Below are 18,305 nucleotides of genomic sequence, written 5' to 3' on the forward strand. Positions count from 1 at the left end.
ACTCCCTTACTGCTGCTAAGCAGCCAAATCGCGCAGCACGTATTGCAGGATGCCGCCGTTCTTGAAGTAGTCGAGCTCATCCAGCGTATCGATGCGGCAGACGATCGGCACGTTCTTCACCGCGCCGTCGCCATAGGTGACCTTGGCCACCATCTTCTGGCGCGGCTTGATGGCGTCCAGGCCGTCGATCTCGACCAGCTCGTCGCCCTTCAGGTTGAGCGAGGCCCATGAGGTGCCGTCCTCGAAGACGAACGGGATGACGCCCATGCCGACCAGGTTGGAGCGATGGATGCGCTCGAAGGACTGGGCGATGACCGCGCGCACACCCAGCAGGTTGGTGCCCTTGGCCGCCCAGTCGCGCGACGAGCCGTTGCCGTATTCGACGCCGGCGAAGATCACCAGCGGCACGCCTTCCCGCTTGTATTCCATCGCGGCGTCGTAGATCGACATCTCCTCCTTCGAGGGATAGTGGATCGTGTAGCCGCCCTCGCGACCGTTCTCGCCCAGCATGTGGTTGCGGATGCGGATGTTGGCGAAGGTGCCGCGCATCATCACCTCGTGATTGCCGCGCCGCGTGCCATACTGGTTGAAGTCGGCGACGCCGACGCCATGCTCGGTGAGATACTTGCCGGCAGGCGATGCAGCCTTGATCGAACCCGCCGGCGAGATGTGGTCGGTGGTGATCTTGTCGCCGAAGAGACCCAAAACGCGCGCGCCCTTGATGTCGCCGACCTTGCCGAAGGAGCGGCCCATGCCGGCGAAATAGGGCGGGTTCTGCACATAGGTCGAGTGGTCGTCCCAGGCATAGGTCTGGCCTTCCGGCGCCTTGACCTTCTGCCAGTAGGCGTCGCCCTTGAAGACGTCGGCATATTTGCGGGCGAACAGCTCGCGGGTGACGTTCTTCTCGATGAACTCCTGGATCTCGGCCGAGGTCGGCCAGATGTCCTTGAGATAGACCGGCTTGCCGTCGCTGCCTTCGCCAAGCGGTTCGGTCGTCAGGTCCCTGGTGACGGTGCCGGCCAAAGCATGCGCCACCACCAGCGGCGGCGAGGCGAGGTAGTTCGCCTGCACGTCCGGAGAGACGCGGCCTTCGAAGTTGCGGTTGCCGGACAAGACCGCGGCGGCGATCAGGCCCTTGTCGTTGATGGTCTTCGAGATCGGCGCCGGCAGCGGGCCGGAATTGCCGATGCAGGTGGTGCAGCCGAAGCCGACCAGGTTGAAGCCGATCTGGTCGAGCTCCTTCTGCAGGCCGGACTTCTCGAGATATTCGGCCACCACCTGGCTGCCGGGGGCGAGCGAGGTTTTCACCCACGGCTTCTGCTTCAGGCCAAGGCGGTTGGCGTTGCGGGCGAGCAGCCCTGCGCCGATCAGCACGCTCGGGTTCGAGGTGTTGGTGCACGACGTGATGGCGGCGATGACGACGTCGCCATGGCCGAGATCGTGGTCGGTGCCTTCGACAGCGTAGCGTTTCGAGATCTCGGCGGCCTTCTTGTATTCGGTCTCCATCGCCTTGGCGAAGCCGGCGGGGATGCCTTCCAGAGGAACGCGGCCCTCGGGGCGCTTCGGGCCGGCCATGGACGGCACGACGTCGCCGAGGTCGAGCTCGAGCAGGTCGGTGAAGACCGGATCGGCGGAGCCCGTGTCGCGCCACATACCTTGCGCCTTCGAATAGGCCTCGACCAGCGCGATGCGGTTCTCCTCGCGGCCGGACATGGTCAGGTAGCGGATGGTTTCCGAGTCGACCGGGAAGAAGCCGCAGGTTGCGCCATATTCCGGCGCCATGTTGCCGATGGTGGCGCGGTCGGCCAACGTCATGTTGGAGAGGCCGGGGCCGAAGAACTCGACGAACTTGCCGACGACGCCCTTCTTGCGCAGCATCTGGGTGACCGTGAGCACGAGGTCGGTGGCGGTGACGCCTTCCTTGAGCTTGCCGGTGAGGCGGAAGCCGATGACTTCGGGCAAAAGCATGGAGACCGGCTGGCCGAGCATCGCGGCCTCGGCCTCGATGCCGCCGACGCCCCAGCCGAGCACGCCGAGACCGTTGATCATGGTGGTGTGCGAATCGGTGCCGACGCAGGTGTCCGGATAAGCGGTGGTCTCGCCGTCCTCGCTATTGGTCCACACCACCTGGCCGAGATATTCGAGGTTGACCTGGTGGCAGATGCCGGTGCCGGGCGGCACGACGCGGAAGTTGCGGAAGGCCTGCTGGCCCCATTTCAGGAACTTGTAGCGTTCCTCGTTGCGCTCATATTCGAGCTCGACATTGCGGGCGAAGGCCATCGGCGTGCCGAACTCGTCGACGATGACGGAGTGGTCGATGACGAGGTCGACCGGCACCAGCGGGTTGATCTTCTCCGGGTCGCCGCCGAGCGCCTTGATGCCGTCGCGCATCGCCGCCAGGTCGACCACCGCCGGAACGCCAGTGAAATCCTGCATCAAGACGCGAGCCGGGCGATAGGCGATCTCGACGCCGGCGGTGCCCTTGTCGGTCAGCCAGGCGGCCACGGCCTGGATCGATTCCTTGGTGACCGAGCGGCCGTCCTCGTTACGCAGCAGGTTCTCCAGCAGCACCTTCATCGAATAAGGCAGCTGGGCGATGCCGGTGAGGCCGTTCTTCTCGGCCTCGACGAGGTTGAAGTAAACATAGTCCGCGCCACCCACGGTCAGGGTGCGGCGGCAATTGAAGCTGTCGAGGGATTTTGACACGTGCGATCCGTCCTTGTCTGTTCAGCCTGAAAGGGAACGGACGCCGATGGCATGCAATCACGCGCAAAGGTGCGGGTACGGCCATTTCCGCTGTCCGCTCCCAAGCAACCCGAGCCGTTCAAGGCGGCGCGTGCGCTGGTTCGGCGCAAATTCTGTTCCCGCGCCGACCGCTGGCACGGATGAACCGCATATAGAGAATTTCCTTGAATAGTTCTAGACAGTCGAAAGGCAAATTTGTGCGATGCGGCGGCGGCCGCGAAACGGTGCTTTCGGGACGGGCAAAGAATGCGGCTGATCGCCGAAAATCTGGGCGGCGAGCGCGGCGGCGAGACGGTTTTTTCCAACATCGGCTTCGCGCTCGACAAGGGCGAGGCGCTTATCGTCACCGGTCCGAACGGGTCGGGCAAATCGACGCTGCTGAGGGTAGTCGCCGGCCTGCTGCCGGCCGCCGCGGGCAAAGTGCTTGTCGAAGGTGGCGGCGAGGCTTTCCCGACCGTCGCCTCGGCCTCGCATTACCTTGGCCATCTCAACGCGATGAAGACGGCGCTCAGCGTCGAGGAGAATCTCGGCTTCTGGCGCGCGTTTCAGGGCGAGCCCGGACTGGGGGTCGAGGAGGCGCTGGAGACGGTGGCGCTCGGCGGGCTCGGCCATCTGCCCTTCGGCTATCTGTCGACCGGGCAGAGACGACGGGCTTCGATCGCCAAGCTTCTGGTCAGCCGGCGGCCGGTCTGGCTGCTCGACGAGCCGACGGCGGGGCTGGACAAGGCCTCGGAGGAGCGGTTCGCGGGGCTGATGCGGGGGCATCTCGGCGAAGGTGGGATTCTGGTCGCAGCCACGCATCTGCCGTTGGGGTTGGAAGGGGCGAAGGTGCTGGGGATGGGGGAGGTTCTTTGATGTCGGCGCTCTACGGCCCCCCCCTCTGCCCTGCCGGGCATCTCCCCCTCAGGGGGGGAGATTGGCGGTTCGGGCGCCTCGCTAGCCTTGCCACGCTGGAGATTGGCGAAGGCCGAAGTGACATCCAATCTCCCCCCTTGAGGGGGAGATGGCCGGCAGGCCAGAGAGGGGGGCCTGGGCGCAGGCATCTCACATCATGCTAGCTCTCTTCCTGCGCGACATTCGCCTCTCCATCCGCGCCGGCGGCGGGGCGCTGATCGGCGTCATCTTCTTCCTTGCGGTCATCGTCACCATCCCGTTCGGCGTCGGCCCCGATCTCAATCTCCTGGCGCGCATCGGCCCGGCGATCCTGTGGATCGCCGCGCTACTCGCCTGCCTGCTCGGGCTCGATCGCCTCTTCCAGGCCGACCGCGAGGACGGCTCGCTCGACCTGCTGGTGTTGAACGGCGACCGTCATATGCTGGCGCTGACGGTGCTGACGAAATGCCTGGCGCACTGGGCGGGCAGCGTGCTGCCGCTGGTGGTCGCGGCTCCCTTGCTCGGCCTGTTCATGAACATGGAGCCGCTGGGCATCGGCGCCACGGCGCTCACCCTTCTCATCGGCACGCCGGCCATCACTTTCATCGGCGCCGCGGGGGCTGCCGTGGCGGTGGCGCTGCCGCGCGGCGGATTGCTGATTTCGGTGCTGGTGCTGCCCTTGACCATCCCGGTGCTGATCTTCGGTGTTTCGGCAAGCTATGGCGCCGTCGCCGATCCGGCGCCGTTCCTGCAGCCCTTCCTCATTCTCGCCGCGCTGACGCTGTTTCTTGCGGTGATTGGCCCCTTGGCGGCGGCATTGGCGTTGCGGCACGGGACGGATTGAGACGACGAAGACGTTGTTTTTCACTGCGGCACCGCGACAAATTGCGGGGCGGGCGCGCTGGGGGTAGAGCAATTCCATGAAAGTGCGGGCGATTTCCCGCGCGCAATTGCGCAAAGACAAGGAAATACGGCGGATCGCTGTCTCAGTGGAGACGGTGAAACGCTCCAGGGGAAGACATGATCGCAACGATTGGCATGACGGATAGTGGGGTGCGGCCGACATGAGCGCTCACGCCCTGTTCGTCACCGCCGCCTATGCCATCACGGCCGTCGTGCTCGCCGGGCTGATCGGCTGGATTCTGCTCGACCAGCGGGGGCGCAAACGTGAGCTCGCGGCGCTGGAGGCGGCCGGTGTGCGGCGGCGCTCCGACAAATCCGGGGCGGCAAAACCGTGAACAGCGAGACCGAAGCTTCGGCGCCGCGCCGCCGCTTGTTCGTGCTTTTGCCGCTGCTGGTGTTCCTGGGACTGGCGGGGCTGTTCCTGTCGCAGTTGCTTTCGGGCCGCGACACCTCGGAAATCCCCTCGGCGCTGATCGGGCTGCCGGCGCCGCAGACCAGCCTGCCGCCGCTCGAAGGGATGAGCCTGCCGGGGCTTGAGTCAAAAGACTTTGCCGGCAAGGTGACGCTGGTCAACGTGTTCGCGTCCTGGTGCGCGCCGTGCCGGGAAGAGCATCCGGTGCTGCTCGGCCTGTCGCAGGACAAGCGCTTCACGCTTGCCGCGCTGAACTACAAGGACCAGCCGGAAAACGCCCGCCGCTTCCTTGGCGATCTCGGCAATCCCTATCAGGCGATCGGCGTCGATCCGGCCGGGCGCGCGGCGATCGACTGGGGCGTCTATGGCGTGCCGGAGACCTTCGTCATCGGCAAGGACGGCAAGATCGCCTACAAGCATGTCGGGCCGCTGACGCCGGAATCGGCGCGGGACCTGCTGCTGCCGCAGATCGAGAAAGCGCTGGCGGCGCCGGGTTGAGGCGCCCCCAGGTCAAGACGAATCCTTGCGTCGTCATTCTAGGGCGAAGCAAGGAGCGAAGCGACGCGGCGCAGACCCTAGAATCCATTCCGTGACGCTGATCGTGGAGCACGGCGGTCTAGAATTGGCGCTTGTGCAGCGCGCGTTCCGCATCGCTGCGACGCTCGAAAGTCACGGAATGGATTCTCGGGTCAAGCCCGAGAATGACGAAGTGGCCGGGCGATCGGCCTGCCGCTCAACCGTAGATCTGCTTGTGGACCTGGTAGAGCATCTCGGAACGATCTGCGCGCAGATCGGCGAGATCGCGGCTGGACAGGTTTTCGATTTCGGCGACGAGGCGGTTGTAGTGGCGGCGCTTGGCCATGCTGGCGCGGGCGCGGGAGACAAAATTGTCGAACATGACAGGGTTCCTTCTATGCCGCGTACACGCGGCCGGTGTTTCCTCCCTGACGATTGCAATGATGACATAGGAATGGTGCGTTGCAAAAGAAAGATGTTGCAATGCACCATTGCAACCAGCGCATAGCCGGTTAATCGCGGGCTAACAGGCTATGCGTCCGGCGCGGCATCTCATGACCGGCCCGCTTCACGCAGTTCTCATCCGTTTTGTCATACAAATCCTGGCCTGCCGTCTTGCCAGATCGCCTTCGGGCTGGCTTGATTTGCCCGTCACGTGAATGCCGGGAGGAGAATGCATGGCGGCCGCAGACTATTACGAAGTTCTCGATCCGCGCTTCGCGCGCCTTTTCAACGGCAGCGCGCAGGTGGAAAAGCTGTTCACCGGCTGCCGCTGGGCGGAAGGGCCGGCCTGGTTCGCCGCCGGCCGCTATGTCGTCTGGTCGGACATCCCGAACAATCGGATGCTGCGCTATGACGAGACCGACGGAAGCGTCAGCGTGTTCCGGCAGCCGTCCGGCAACTCCAACGGCAACACGGTCGACCGGCAGGGCCGGCTGGTGACCTGCGAGCATTCCGGCCGCCGCGTCAGCCGCACCGAATTCGACGGCTCTATCACCACCATCGCAGAGAAGTGGAAGGGCAAGCGGCTGAACTCGCCCAACGATGTGGTCGTACGCTCCGACGGTTCGATCTGGTTCACCGATCCGAGCTACGGCATCGACACCGACTATGAGGGCGACAAGGCCGAAAGCGAGATCGGCGCCTGCAACGTCTATCGCGTCGATCCGGAGACAGGCGATGTCGAGGCCGTCATCACCGATATGGTGCGGCCGAACGGTCTCGCCTTCTCGCTCGACGAAAGCCTGCTCTATGTCGTAGACACCGGCCGCACGCATGGCGAGAAGAACCCGGCGCATATGCGCGTCTTCACTATCGGCAAGCACGGCAAGAAGGTTTCCGGCGGCAAGGTGTTCGCCGACTGCACCGCCGGCCTGTTCGATGGTTTCCGGCTCGATTCCGACGGACGCATCTGGACAAGTGCTGCCGACGGCATCCATTGCTACGACCCCGACGGCACGCTGATCGGCAAGGTCAAGGTGCCGGAAGTGACCGCCAACTGCGTCTTCGGCGGCAACAAGCTCAACTGCCTCTACATCGCCGGCACCACCTCGCTCTACATGGTGCGGCTCATGGTGAACGGGGCGAAAACATTTTGAAGCTGCTGCAGGCGCTTTTCTGGCCCTTGCTAGCCTTTCTGCGCATCCCCGCAGCGCCCGCCGCGCTGCGGTTCCCGCAACCGCCGCTATCCGCTTTGCCGGAGCGAATTGCGAAACCGTCGCCTGAGGCCGACCGGCAGAACTCAAGGGGAGGACATCATGCCATTCGTCAACATCCGCATCGTCAAGGAAGTGATCGCCGCCGATCCGGCCGGCAAGAAGGCTGACATCGCCAAGAAAGTGACCTCGGCCATCATGGAGGCCACGGGGCTTACCAATAACGATGTCTGGGTGGTGTTCGAGGAGGTCAACGCGCGCGACTGGTATGTCGGCAAGACCGACGTCGAGACGCTAAGGAAGGGGTAGCTCTTTCCCTTCTCCCACAAGGGGAGAAGGGAAGGGCCGCTCATTGTCCGCGAATAAACTCCGCAAAACCCCGCACCGCCTCACGCATCGCCTGGCGGTTCGCATCCTCCGCCAGGATCGCTCCCATCTCCGTCGGCTTCTTGCCCAGCAGCGCGATCTCCAGCGCCGTCTCCTCATACAGCGCGAACGACATCGTCCGCATGATCTCGGCCAACGCCGCCCGCGCATAGAGCGAGCGGGGCGAGGCATGGACCAGCATCGCCGGCTTGCCCACCGCGGCGTCGCGGGAGACCAGCCAATCCAGCGCGTTCTTCATGCCGCCGGGCACGCCATGCGCATATTCCGGGCAAGAGATGATGACGCCGTCGGCGCGGGTCACCGCCTCGATTAGGCGCGCCGCTTCCGCCGGCGTGCGCTCGCCTTCGTCGTCGGGATTGAAGATCGGCAACCGGCCGAGGCCGTCATAGACCTGGATGCGGCAGTCCGCGGGGGCGTTGGCGGCCAAAGCGGCAAGCAGGGCCGCGTTGGTCGAGGCGGCGCGCAGGCTGCCCGATATGGCGATGATCTCGATCAAGGGAGAGAGCCGGACGAAGGGTGAGTCGCCCGGCAAGCCTACCACATGGTCTGCCGGTAATCGTCGTCCAGCTCGCGGTCGATTTCGCCGGCGCTTTCGCTCAGCGCCAGCTGGTCGCGGATGATCTGGCCGAGCGTCGGCAGGGTCGCGCGGTCGTACCAGGTCTCCGGCTTCCACAGATCCGAGCGCATGAAGGCCTTGGCGCAGTGCATATAGGCGGCCTTGACCGTCACCACGATCACGCTCAGCGGCTCCTTGCCGTCGACAGCCAGGCGTTCGCGCAAGGTGGGGTCGACGGTGATGCGGGCATCGCCATTGACGCGCAGCGTCTCGTTCATACCGGGAATAAGGAAGAGCAGCCCGACCGATGGGTGGCGGATGATGTTTTCCAGCGTGTCCAGCCGGTTGTTGCCGGGGCGGTCGGGGATGGCAATGGTGGAGTTGTCGAGGATGGCGGTGAAGCCGGGCTTGTCGCCCTTGGGCGTCACGTCGGCGTTGCCGGCGCCGTCGGAGGAGCCGATCAGCACGAAGGGGCTCTTGCCGATGAAGGAGCGGCAATGGCCGTCGAGGGCTTTGAGTTCCTTGCGAATCGAGCCGTCGGTCGGCCGGGGCGTCTTGTAGATCGTCCTCAGCTCGTCATGCGTGGCGAGGAATTCCATGCCGTCCCCCAAAATCTCGTCTAAATCTTTGCCCTTAGTTGCCGGCCTTCTCTTCCTTGGGCTTTTCCTCCAGCGAGTGGCGCATGATCAGCGGCATCTGGCTGAAGGTGAACAGCAAGGTGATCGGGATCGTGCCCCAGACCTTGAAATATAGCCAGGTCGCTTCCGAGAAGTTGCGCCACATGACTTCGTTGAGCACGGCCAGGAACAGGAAGAACAGGCCCCAGCGGAAGGTCAGCTTGCGCCAGCCTTCGGCATCGAGCTGGAACGCGGAATCGAAGACGTAGCCGAGCAGCGAGCGGCCGAACAGCAGTCCGCCGAGAAGCGTGACGCCGAACAGCGAGTTGATGATGGTCGGCTTCATGAAGGCAAAGGTCTTGTCCTGCAGGTAAAGCGCCAACGCGCCGAAGACGAAGACGACGATCGCCGAGACCAGCGGCATCAGCGGCAGGCTGCGCGTCAGCAGCCAGGAAGCGCTCAGCGAAAGCGCGGTCGCGACCATGAAGAAGGCGGTGGCGATCAGGATCGGCTCGCCGAGATGGGTGAGCACCGGGAATTTCTCGGCCAGCCACTCGCCGCGGATGGTGGTGAAGAAGAACACCAGGCCAGGGCCAAGCTCGAGCAGGAACTTCAAGCCGGGATTCATCGGCTTGCGGCGTGGATCGGACGGGTCGCGTTCGATGATGTTCATAAAAGTCCTTCTTGCGCATGATCTGGCCAAAAAGCAGGCGGCCCTTCCAAGATCATGCCTTTGTTCAAGCCACGCCGGCGATCGCCCTCGCGAATTCGCTGGCGGAAAACGGTTCGAGGTCGTCGACCTGCTCGCCGACGCCGATGAAATAGACCGGCAGCCGGTGCTTGGCGGCGATCGCCACCAGAATACCGCCGCGCGCCGTGCCGTCCAGCTTGGTCATCACAAGGCCGTTAACGCCGGCGACATTGCGGAAGATCTCGACCTGGTTCAGCGCGTTCTGGCCCGTGGTGGCGTCGACCGTCTGCAGCACGGTGTGCGGCGCTTCCGGGTCGAGCTTGCCCAGCACGCGCACGATCTTTTCCAGTTCCGCCATCAGCTCGGTCTTGTTCTGCAGGCGCCCGGCCGTGTCGATGATCAAAACGTCGGAGCCGGCCTCCTTCGCCTTCTCGAAGGCGTCATAGGCGAGGCCCGCCGCATCGGCGCCGAGCTTGGTGGCGATGACCGGCGATTTCGTGCGCTCGCCCCAGATCTTGAGCTGCTCGATCGCGGCGGCGCGGAACGTGTCGCCAGCCGCCAGCATCACTTTCAGGCCGCCATCGGTGAGCTTGGCGGCGAGTTTGCCGATGGTGGTGGTCTTGCCGGTACCGTTGACGCCGACGACCAGGACGACATGCGGCTTGTGGCTAAGGTCGAGCTCGAGCGGCCTGGCGACCGGCGCCAGCACCTTCTCCACCTCCGCCGCCATCACGGCGCGGACTTCCGCGTCGGAGACGTCGCGGCCATAGCGGCTGGAGGCGAGTGAATCGGTGACGCGAAGCGCCGTCTCGACGCCAAGATCGGCGCGGATCAGCACGTCCTCCAGGTCTAGCAGCGTCTCCTCGTCCAGCTTGCGCTTGGTGAAGACGCCGGCAATGTTGCCGGTGAGCTCGCGCGAGGAGCGGGCGAGCCCTTCGCGCATGCGCTGGAACCAGGAACGCCGCGGCGCCGGCTCCGGCGCTTTCACCGGCTCGGCCTTCTGCTCGACCTTTTTCGAGACCGTGACCTTGCCGGCGGCGGGGGCCGGATTTGGCGGCGACGGCAGGGCGTCCGGTTCGGGTGCGATCTCGGCAAGGATGGGCTGCGGCTCGACAGGCGCGGGCTGTCGAATAGGGGGCGCGATTTCCGCTTCGGCGGATGGTTCTACAGAAGGCGTCTCCGCCGGCGGCACCTCGATTGGTACAGGTGTCTCGGCTGGAACCTCACTCGGCGGTGTCGGCACTTCGGCCGGTGCCGGCTCGGGCTGCGGTTCAGGGCGGGAAGGCGCGATCTCCGGCTCAGCCGGCGCGGGCGCGGGCACCTCCTGCGGGACAGGCTCAGGCGCTGGTTCCGGCGCGGGTGAAGGCCCAGGTTGCGCCGGCGGCACTTCCTCCGGTGCCGGCGGCTCAGGCTCAGGCGCCGGTTGCGGTTCTTCTTCGGGCTGCGGCAGCGGTTCCGGCTCGGTGGGAACGATCGGCTCGGGCTCCGGCGGGACCGTCGGCTCCGGCGCGGGCGTAGGCTCTTCGGGCAGCGGAGCGGGGGCAAGCTCAAGAGCCGGTTCTCTCGCCGGAGCGGCCTCCGCCACAGATTGCTGTTCGTCGCGCGCCAAAACTTCCGGCGCGGCCTGATCGGCCTCCGGCTTCAGCGCGTCCAGCTGATCCCATTTGATCGGCGGCAGCGGGGCGGTCTCGTCGACGCGCTCCTCGACGACCTCTTTCTTGCCGAACGAAAATATCTTCTTGAAAAAACCAGCCATGCGTCTCGCAGTCTCAGGCGGCTTGCGCGGCAAGCGGAGCCGCAATCAGTCGGGCACCGTCATGGCCGGCGATCACGGCCTCGACGATCTCGCCGGGCGCGCCGGCGTCGATCGCGGCCAGTGTGAAACCCTCGGTGCGGCCGAGCCCGTCGCGCTCGATCAGGATCGACTGCCGCGTGCCGGGCAGCGACGACAAATGACGGCGATAGGCGGCCTCGCCGGCGGCGCGCAGCCTCGCGGCGCGCGCCTTCACCGCCTCGCGGCGAACCTGCGGCATGCGCGCGGCGGGCGTGCCTTCGCGTGGGCTGAACGGAAAGACATGGAGATGCGTCAGCCCGCATTCCTCGACTATTCTTTCCGAATTCTCGAACATCGCCTCGGTCTCTGTCGGGAAGCCGGCGATGATGTCGGCACCGAAGACGATGCCGGGGCGCAGCTTGCGCACGTCCTCGCAGAAGCGGATCGACTGGTCGCGAAGATGCCTCCGCTTCATGCGCTTCAGGATCATGTCGTCGCCCGATTGCAGCGACAGATGCAGATGCGGCATCAGCCTCTGCTCGGTGGCGATGGCGTCGAGCAGGTCGTCGTCGGCCTCGATGGAATCGATCGACGACAGCCGCAGCCGCTTCACGTCCGGCGCCTGGCGCAGGATGGTCTTCACCAGCTTTCCAAGCTTGGGGCTGCCCGGCAGGTCGGCGCCGAAGCTGGTCATGTCGACGCCGGTCAAAACGATCTCGGCATAGCCGTTGCCGGCCAGACGCTTGACCTGCTCGACCACCGCGCCCATCGGCACGGAGCGCGAGTTGCCGCGGCCGTAAGGAATGATGCAGAAGGTGCAGCGATGGTCGCAGCCGTTCTGCACCTGCACGAAGGCGCGCGCCCGGCCCTCGATGGCGTCGACCATGTGGCCGGCTGTCTCGCGCACCGAGAAAATGTCGTTGACGCGCGCCTTCTCGGTGTCGTTCACGCCGAAATCGGGCAGCGCGCGGTAGGAGTTGGCCTTGAGCTTCTCCTCATTGCCGAGCACGAGGTCGACCTCGTCCATGGCGGCGAAATTCTGCGGCTCGGTCTGTGCCGCGCAGCCGGTGACGATGATGCGGGCTGAAGGGTTCTCACGGCGCGCCTTGCGGATCGCCTGCTTGGCCTGGCGCACGGCTTCGGCCGTGACGGCGCAGGTGTTGAAGATGACGGCGCCGCCTTGCAGCGCGCCCAGGCCGGCGCTCTCCGCCTCGCGGCGCATCACTTCCGATTCATAGGTGTTGAGGCGGCAGCCGAAGGTGACGACGTCGATACCCTTGCCGGTGAGGGCTTGGGCCGCGCCTTTTTCAAGGGCGGACATCAGGCGGCGCTTTCGGTGTCGCGGGCCCAGACGCCGGTCGAGGGATCGAAGCTGCCGGAAAATTCCCATTCGGCAGCACCCGTCAGGATGACGTGATCGTCATCGCGCCATTCGACATTGAGCTCGCCGCCGCCAGGCGTCAGCAGCGAGACGCGGCGGCCGGTGCGCCTGGTGCGAGCGGCCGCGACCACGGCGGCGCAGGCGGCCGAGCCGCAGGCCTTGGTGAGGCCGGCGCCGCGCTCCCAGGTGCGAATGATCATGGTTTCGGGCGATGTGACCTGGGCAATGGTGATGTTGGCGCGCTCGGGGAAGATCGGATGGTTCTCGAGCAGCGGGCCGAAGCGATCGAGCTCGTAGGACCAGACGTCGTTGTCGACCCAGAAGATCGCATGCGGGTTGCCCATCGATACCGCCGAGGGCGAATGGAGAACCGGCGCGTCGATCGGGCCGATCTGCAATTCGATCATACGAGTGTCGCGGAACTCTTCTGCCAGCGGGATCTCCTGCCAGCCGAAGCGCGGCTTGCCCATGTCGACCGAGATCAGGCCGTTGGCATGCTCCTCGGCATTCAGGATGCCGGCTCGGGTCTCGAAGGTGAAGCTCTTCTGGCCGGTCTCGGCGGCCAAGGCCTGGACGACGCAGCGCGTGCCGTTGCCGCAGGCCTGCGCGCTGGTGCCATCGGAATTCAGGATGTCGATATAATAGGCGGTGCCCGGTGTGCGGGCATCATGGATCGCCATGATCTGGTCGAACTTGGTCGCCACGTCGCCGTTCAGGGCGATCGCCGCGGCCGGCGTCACCTTGTCGGCACGGCCGCGCATATCGGCAACGATGATCTCGTTGCCGATGCCGTTCATCTTGGCGAAGGGGGCGCTGCCTGCCATCTAACCGGTCATTCCAATCCGTTTGGCCGCTATATGGCGGAAACGGGCAGGAATTACCAGTCCGGCCGCGTCTTACGTGACCGCGAATACCCCAAGCACGATCAGCAGGAAGATGATGAGCACGATGCCGATGAGGACGCGCGCACCGGTGGCGGCGGCGCCGGCCAGCGCCGGCATGCCGAGCAGGCTCGCGGCAGCGGCGACAATCAAAAGGATGATGATCCACTTGATCATGGAAAAACCTCGCAAATCGACAGTGTTTGCAGCGACTTAGGAACGCGTCCGCGGCACTCTGGTTCCGTCGTCGCGAGGCTGATGCCGAAACATCCTATTGAGCGATCTCGAAGTCGGTCGTGAAAGGCGCCGTCTTCTGCGAGTTCTCGTCATGCATGAGGAAATCCGCGCGGTATTTGCCGGCTGGCAATCCATCCACGGAGACGTTCAGCTTGAAGAACATTTCGCGGTTGTGCGAGCGCGAGGCGAGCTGGACGCGGCCGAGCTTCTCGAAGCTGCCCAGCTTCTCGCCAGACTGGGTCAGCACCGTGAGGTCGACATAAAGCGCGATCTGGTTGTTGCCCAACCCGTCGGAGCCGTAGCCATAACCGACCGGTTCCATGTAGAGCACGATCTCCTCGCCCGGTTTGTAGATATGGTCCGGGCGCTCCGTGTAGACACCGAAGCCGCTGGCCGAACTGATCTGCTTCACGTTCAGCACGGCAAGCGGCATTGCTTTCCACAGCGCTTCCTCCGCATCGCGGAATTTCGTCAGCGCGCCTACAGCATCGTTGGACTGGAGGGCTTTCTCCGCTTCGGCGGCCTTGTCGGCGATTTCGCCCGCGGATGCGGCCGTGGCCGTCGTCAAGGCGAGCGCAGCCAAGGCTATCGCAAAAGGCTTCATCGTGCTTCTCCCGGATATTGCTTCGGTATCGTGGTCGAAAGTTCGCCCGCAGGCCCGACAGCCTATTGCTACACGATGATATCGGGCACGTCCCATACCTCTCCAGGCCTCAGCGCGCGAAAACGCTCCGGCGGCAGGTCTTGCGCCTGCAGCGCCTCGGCCAGTTTCTGCGCCGGCTCCTCGACCGGCTCGTCGGTGAGGTGGAACGTGCCCCAATGGCAGCCGGCGGCGAAGGCGGCGTTGCACAGCTTCATGCCCTGAACGGCTTCCTCCGGGTTCTGGTGCTGCGGCGCCATAAACCAGCGTGGCTCGTAGGCGCCGATCGGCAGGATGGCGAGGCGGAAGCCGCCATGCTTTTGCGCCATCAGCCGGTAATTGATGCCGCCATGGAAACCGGTGTCGCCGGCGAAATAGATGTTGCCGCCGTCCGTCTCGATGACGAACCCCGCCCACAGTGCCATGCGGCGGTCGCGCCCGCCGCGCGCCGACCAGTGATGCGCCGGCTCGACATGGATGGCGGCCGCGCCGACGCTGAACCTGTCGCCCCAATCATGGACGCCGAGCCGCATGCCTGGCGCCGCGCGGTTGATGATGGCGTCGTTGCCGAGCGGTGCGATCACCAGCGGGTCGTGTCTCTCCTTCAGCCGCTTCAGCGTGGCGAGGTCGAGATGGTCGTAGTGATTGTGGCTGACGAGCACGAGATCGATCGGCGGCAGGTCGGCAAAGGCAATCCCCGGCGCATTGACCCTTCTTGGGCCGGCAAAGGCGAAAGGCGAGGCGCGCTCCGACCAGACCGGATCGGTCAGGATGTTCAGGCCCGCCGTCTGGATGAGCAGCGAGGCATGGCCGATCATGGTGAGCCTGAGCGCGCTGCCTTCCATCCGGACGTGCGGTCTTGCCGGCGGATGGGGGCTCGGAAAGGCCGCCGGCCATTTCGCCCGCCCGCCGCCGAACTGCCATTTGAGGAGATCGGTGAAACGCCCAGGCGGCTTGCCGCCGGGATTGAAGAACAAGGCGCCGTCGAAATGATCGCTGGGCGGGCCGCTGTAATAGCGGTTGGCGGTTCTTTTTCTCGCGGCCATTCTGTCTCCCGCCGGCTCGGTCCTTCCTGAGATAAGGACGCGCCTGCCTGGCGCAAGCATTTTGCCGGCGAATGCCAATGGCCTAAGCCCGCTTCATTTAGGATCGCGGGAGGGGGACGACCACCATGGCGATGAAGCGAACCAAGACACCCTGGATGAAGGCCGAGGATTTCGGCCGCTCGCTGCCGCACGGGGTCGGCGTCAACCTTCTGGTCACCGACATGGCGGCGATGGAGGCTTTCTGTCGTGACGCGCTTGGCGCGCGGATCATCTATGCCGACGAGGACTTTGCTGCGATCGAGCTTCTGAGCTCGATCTTCATGCTGCATGCCGACCATTCCTATCTCGACAATCCGATGACGGGCGTTACCGCGGGCGCCGAGACGCGCGGAGCCGGGATCGAATTGCGCCTTTACGGCGCCGATCCCGATACGATCGAGAAAAAGGCGGCGGCGCTCGGCCACATCGTGCTGGCCGGCTCGATCGACAAGCCGCATGGCCTGCGCGAATGCTACATCGTCGGTCCGGACGGTTATGTGTTCGTGCCGAGTGCCCGGATTTAATATGGTTATTTCAATAACTTAATAGGTTGTCTCTGGCATCTTCGCGGTGCCGCCGCCTTGCTGCGATAAATTTGCAACAGCCGCTTCGAAAACCCTATTTTAACCATATCGGGTTGAAATTCTGCCACCTTCGCCATCTTGGTGGAGCGGAGATTACGCGGATGGCTCCCCCCGGCCAGATCCGACGGAGGTTGAAGATGCATTTTTCAAGGACTGGCCTTTTGGCCGTATCGCTGGCCGCGCTGGTTGCGAGCGGCTGCTCGACCTCGCGCTTCTCGTCGATGGACGATCAGCAGCCGGCGCCGCTGACGCCGGCGCCCTCCGGCACGGTGACGCAGAATCAGCTGCCGCCTCCGGCAGCTCCCGGCACCACGGACCCGTCGCAGTTCCCGACCGCGCCGAAGAACACCCAGGTCGCCTCGCTGCCGGCGGGCGGCGCGCCGCCCGCCGGCGCCACCGACCTCACCGCGGCCAGCGTCGCTGGCGTGTGGAATGTCAATGTCTCCGGACAGAGCTGCAAGGTGGCGACACCGCAGACCAAATTCGGCGCCGGCTACCGCGCCGGTCCGCTGCACTGCCCGGCTCCGATCGACGGCATCAAGTCGTGGAATGTCGCCGGCAAGCAGCTGACGCTTTACGACGAAAACGGCGGCACGCTGGCCAGGCTCTATTCGTCGGGCGGCGAAAAGTTCGACGGCCAGACTTCCAGCGGGCAGCCGATCTCGCTTACAAGGTAGGGTATGCAGATATTCAGGTGATGCCGGTCTGCGAACGGCGGCTTCCTGCGCTTCCGGCCTTCGCCGGCCGAAGCACTTATGACTGGCGCGGAAGTCAAATTGAGGCTATGGCCGGCATAGGCCGGTGCTCACGTACTTCAAGTACGCTCCGCTCCGGTTTTCGTAAGCCACCATTCTCGGCTCGGCCTGACCTGAATCTCAGCATACCCTTGGTGCCTCTTAGAGCATTCTGCTCGATATAAATGACGTGATCCATGCATCTGCGCGACGGTATCCAGACCCATGCGACCGTCAGGCAGCGCTACGATCATCTCGTCCAGAGCGGCGCGGTCGCGCGTGACCCGGCGCAGGAGCGCATCGTCGCCGCGCTCGACCGGCTGACCGACGAGATCTCGGCAAAAAGACTGGCGCAGAAATCGAGCGCGCTGGGCTGGCTGTTCGCGGCCAAACGGCAGCCGCGCGAGCCGGTCAAGGGCCTCTACATTCATGGCGGCGTCGGTCGCGGCAAGACCATGCTGATGGACGTGTTCTTCGAGCTGCTGCCGGTCCGTCGCAAGCGCCGCGTGCATTTCAACGACTTCATGGCCGATGTGCAGGACCGCATCCAGAAGCACCGGCAGGCGCGCAAGAATGGCGACGTCAAGGAAGACGACCCGATCCCGCCGGTGGCCCGGGCGCTGGCCGATGAAGCCTGGGTGCTGTGCTTCGACGAGTTCTCCGTCACCGACATCGCCGACGCGATGATCCTGTCGCGCCTGTTCTCGGCGCTGTTCGCCAGCGGCGTGGTGCTGGTCGCCACCTCCAACGTGGCGCCGGAGGACCTCTATCGCGACGGGCTGAACCGCCAGCTTTTCCTGCCGTTCATCTCGCTGCTCGAGCGCAATGCCCATGTGATGACGCTCGATGCCGACAAGGACTACCGGCAGGAAAAGCTCAACCGCCAGCCGGTCTATGTCACGCCCGACGATGCCGCGGCCGACCGCGCGCTGGACGATGCCTGGGAGGCGATGACCCACGGCCAGCCGACCAGCGAGGTAACGCTGACTCTGAAAGGCCGCCATCTCGTCGTGCCGCGCGCGGCCGGCGACGCCGCGCGCTTTTCCTTTGCCGATCTCTGCGAAAAGCCGCTCGGCGCACGCGACTATCTGGCAATCGCCGGCCGTTTCTCGACCGTCTTCATCGACCATGTGCCGGTGCTGGGCGAAGGCAAGCGCAACGAGGCCAAGCGCTTCATCCTTTTGATCGACACGCTCTACGACCACCACATGCGGCTGGTGATGAGCGCCGCGGCGCCGCCCGAAGGGCTCTATACCGCCAAGCGCGGTACGGAAGTGTTCGAATTCGAGCGCACCGCCTCGCGTCTGGTCGAGATGCAAAGCCGCGACTGGCTGGACGACTGGGCGGAGCGGCGGGAGCCGAATGCGCCGGCCGCGGAGGCGAGGCAGGCGCAGGGGTAGGGGTAGGGTAGGGTAGGATATTGTGTCGCCACTCCCTTTGCATCGTGGGAGGTTGGCGAAATCCAGCGCGACAGCGTGAAGCGGCGGCGTATTCTTCGTCATTCTAGGGCGAAGCAAGGAGCGAAGCGACGCGCGAAGACCCTAGAATCCATGCCGTGACGCAGGCCGTAGAATGCAACGGTTGAGAATAGCCGTTGGCAATGGTGCCAACTAAGATCGCCACATGACAGGCTA

Annotated in this window: 20 protein-coding genes; 9 read left to right on the forward strand and 11 right to left on the reverse strand. The window is 64.8% G+C overall.

Annotated elements, in window-relative coordinates; genetic code table 11:
• Positions 1-15: 15 nt before the first annotated feature.
• Positions 16-2,706 (reverse strand): aconitate hydratase AcnA, encoded by a 2,691-nt coding sequence (acnA, locus tag RFM52_RS28775; RefSeq protein WP_320298126.1) that lies wholly within the window; start codon positions 2,704-2,706, stop codon positions 16-18.
• 285 nt (positions 2,707-2,991) lie between these two features.
• Between acnA and ccmA the strand changes: the two genes are divergently transcribed.
• The 4 genes from ccmA to RFM52_RS28795 all read left to right on the forward strand — a co-directional run bounded on the left by ccmA (position 2,992) and on the right by RFM52_RS28795 (position 5,431).
• Entirely contained in the window at positions 2,992-3,600 is a 609-nt protein-coding gene (ccmA, locus tag RFM52_RS28780) for a heme ABC exporter ATP-binding protein CcmA (protein ID WP_320298125.1), read from the forward strand.
• Between the two features lie 196 nt (positions 3,601-3,796).
• Positions 3,797-4,462, forward strand: a complete 666-nt coding sequence (gene ccmB, locus RFM52_RS28785; RefSeq protein ID WP_320298124.1) for a heme exporter protein CcmB — start codon at positions 3,797-3,799, stop codon at positions 4,460-4,462.
• Positions 4,463-4,682: 220 nt separating this feature from the next.
• Positions 4,683-4,856 (forward strand): heme exporter protein CcmD, encoded by a 174-nt coding sequence (ccmD, locus tag RFM52_RS28790; protein ID WP_320298123.1) that lies wholly within the window; start codon positions 4,683-4,685, stop codon positions 4,854-4,856.
• Entirely contained in the window at positions 4,853-5,431 is a 579-nt protein-coding gene (locus tag RFM52_RS28795; protein ID WP_320298122.1) for a DsbE family thiol:disulfide interchange protein, read from the forward strand. Before ccmD ends, RFM52_RS28795 begins: the two co-directional genes overlap by 4 nt.
• Positions 5,432-5,666: 235 nt before the next feature.
• Here the strand turns inward: RFM52_RS28795 and RFM52_RS28800 are convergent, their stop codons facing one another.
• Entirely contained in the window at positions 5,667-5,831 is a 165-nt protein-coding gene (locus RFM52_RS28800) for a hypothetical protein (RefSeq protein WP_320298121.1), read from the reverse strand.
• Between the two features lie 295 nt (positions 5,832-6,126).
• Here RFM52_RS28800 and RFM52_RS28805 point away from each other — a divergent pair, with 295 nt between their 5' ends.
• Positions 6,127-7,047 (forward strand): SMP-30/gluconolactonase/LRE family protein, encoded by a 921-nt coding sequence (locus RFM52_RS28805; RefSeq protein WP_320298120.1) that lies wholly within the window; start codon positions 6,127-6,129, stop codon positions 7,045-7,047.
• Between the two features lie 159 nt (positions 7,048-7,206).
• Complete coding sequence (locus RFM52_RS28810; protein ID WP_320298119.1) at positions 7,207-7,413, forward strand: tautomerase family protein; 207 nt, start codon at positions 7,207-7,209, stop codon at positions 7,411-7,413.
• A gap of 40 nt (positions 7,414-7,453) precedes the next feature.
• Here RFM52_RS28810 and RFM52_RS28815 read toward each other — a convergent pair whose 3' ends face one another.
• The 9 genes from RFM52_RS28815 to RFM52_RS28855 all read right to left on the reverse strand — a co-directional run bounded on the left by RFM52_RS28815 (position 7,454) and on the right by RFM52_RS28855 (position 15,314).
• On the reverse strand, positions 7,454-7,987 hold the full coding sequence (locus tag RFM52_RS28815) for an NADPH-dependent FMN reductase (protein WP_320298118.1): 534 nt from the start codon (positions 7,985-7,987) through the stop codon (positions 7,454-7,456).
• 38 nt (positions 7,988-8,025) lie between these two features.
• Complete coding sequence (locus RFM52_RS28820) at positions 8,026-8,646, reverse strand: pyridoxamine 5'-phosphate oxidase family protein (protein WP_320298117.1); 621 nt, start codon at positions 8,644-8,646, stop codon at positions 8,026-8,028.
• 34 nt (positions 8,647-8,680) lie between these two features.
• Positions 8,681-9,337 carry a septation protein A gene (locus tag RFM52_RS28825; RefSeq protein WP_320298116.1) on the reverse strand — a complete coding sequence of 219 codons (657 nt, stop codon included), beginning with the start codon at positions 9,335-9,337 and terminating at the stop codon, positions 8,681-8,683.
• A 64-nt stretch (positions 9,338-9,401) separates the two neighbouring features.
• Positions 9,402-11,111, reverse strand: a complete 1,710-nt coding sequence (ftsY, locus tag RFM52_RS28830) for a signal recognition particle-docking protein FtsY (protein WP_320298115.1) — start codon at positions 11,109-11,111, stop codon at positions 9,402-9,404.
• 13 nt (positions 11,112-11,124) lie between these two features.
• Complete coding sequence (gene mtaB, locus RFM52_RS28835; RefSeq protein WP_320298114.1) at positions 11,125-12,450, reverse strand: tRNA (N(6)-L-threonylcarbamoyladenosine(37)-C(2))-methylthiotransferase MtaB; 1,326 nt, start codon at positions 12,448-12,450, stop codon at positions 11,125-11,127.
• Positions 12,450-13,334, reverse strand: coding sequence for a diaminopimelate epimerase (dapF, locus tag RFM52_RS28840; RefSeq protein ID WP_320298113.1), 885 nt, complete (start codon positions 13,332-13,334; stop codon positions 12,450-12,452). Before dapF ends, mtaB begins: the two co-directional genes overlap by 1 nt.
• Positions 13,335-13,406: 72 nt before the next feature.
• Positions 13,407-13,568: a DUF1328 domain-containing protein gene (locus tag RFM52_RS28845; RefSeq protein ID WP_320298112.1), complete on the reverse strand. Its 162-nt coding sequence runs from the start codon at positions 13,566-13,568 to the stop codon at positions 13,407-13,409.
• A gap of 94 nt (positions 13,569-13,662) precedes the next feature.
• A complete protein-coding gene (locus RFM52_RS28850; protein WP_320298111.1) occupies positions 13,663-14,232 on the reverse strand; it encodes a hypothetical protein in 570 nt (189 codons plus the stop codon).
• A 68-nt stretch (positions 14,233-14,300) separates the two neighbouring features.
• Positions 14,301-15,314 (reverse strand): MBL fold metallo-hydrolase, encoded by a 1,014-nt coding sequence (locus tag RFM52_RS28855; RefSeq protein ID WP_320298110.1) that lies wholly within the window; start codon positions 15,312-15,314, stop codon positions 14,301-14,303.
• Between the two features lie 125 nt (positions 15,315-15,439).
• Here RFM52_RS28855 and RFM52_RS28860 point away from each other — a divergent pair, with 125 nt between their 5' ends.
• The 3 genes from RFM52_RS28860 (at position 15,440) to zapE (ending at position 18,071) form a co-directional block, all read left to right on the forward strand.
• On the forward strand, positions 15,440-15,877 hold the full coding sequence (locus RFM52_RS28860) for a VOC family protein (protein WP_320298109.1): 438 nt from the start codon (positions 15,440-15,442) through the stop codon (positions 15,875-15,877).
• A 197-nt stretch (positions 15,878-16,074) separates the two neighbouring features.
• Positions 16,075-16,614 (forward strand): protease inhibitor Inh/omp19 family protein, encoded by a 540-nt coding sequence (locus RFM52_RS28865; protein ID WP_320298108.1) that lies wholly within the window; start codon positions 16,075-16,077, stop codon positions 16,612-16,614.
• A 254-nt stretch (positions 16,615-16,868) separates the two neighbouring features.
• Positions 16,869-18,071 (forward strand): cell division protein ZapE, encoded by a 1,203-nt coding sequence (zapE, locus tag RFM52_RS28870; RefSeq protein WP_320298107.1) that lies wholly within the window; start codon positions 16,869-16,871, stop codon positions 18,069-18,071.
• Positions 18,072-18,305 lie beyond the last annotated feature (234 nt).

This window comes from Mesorhizobium humile, assembly GCF_033977215.1.
Lineage (GTDB): Bacteria > Pseudomonadota > Alphaproteobacteria > Rhizobiales > Rhizobiaceae > Mesorhizobium > Mesorhizobium humile.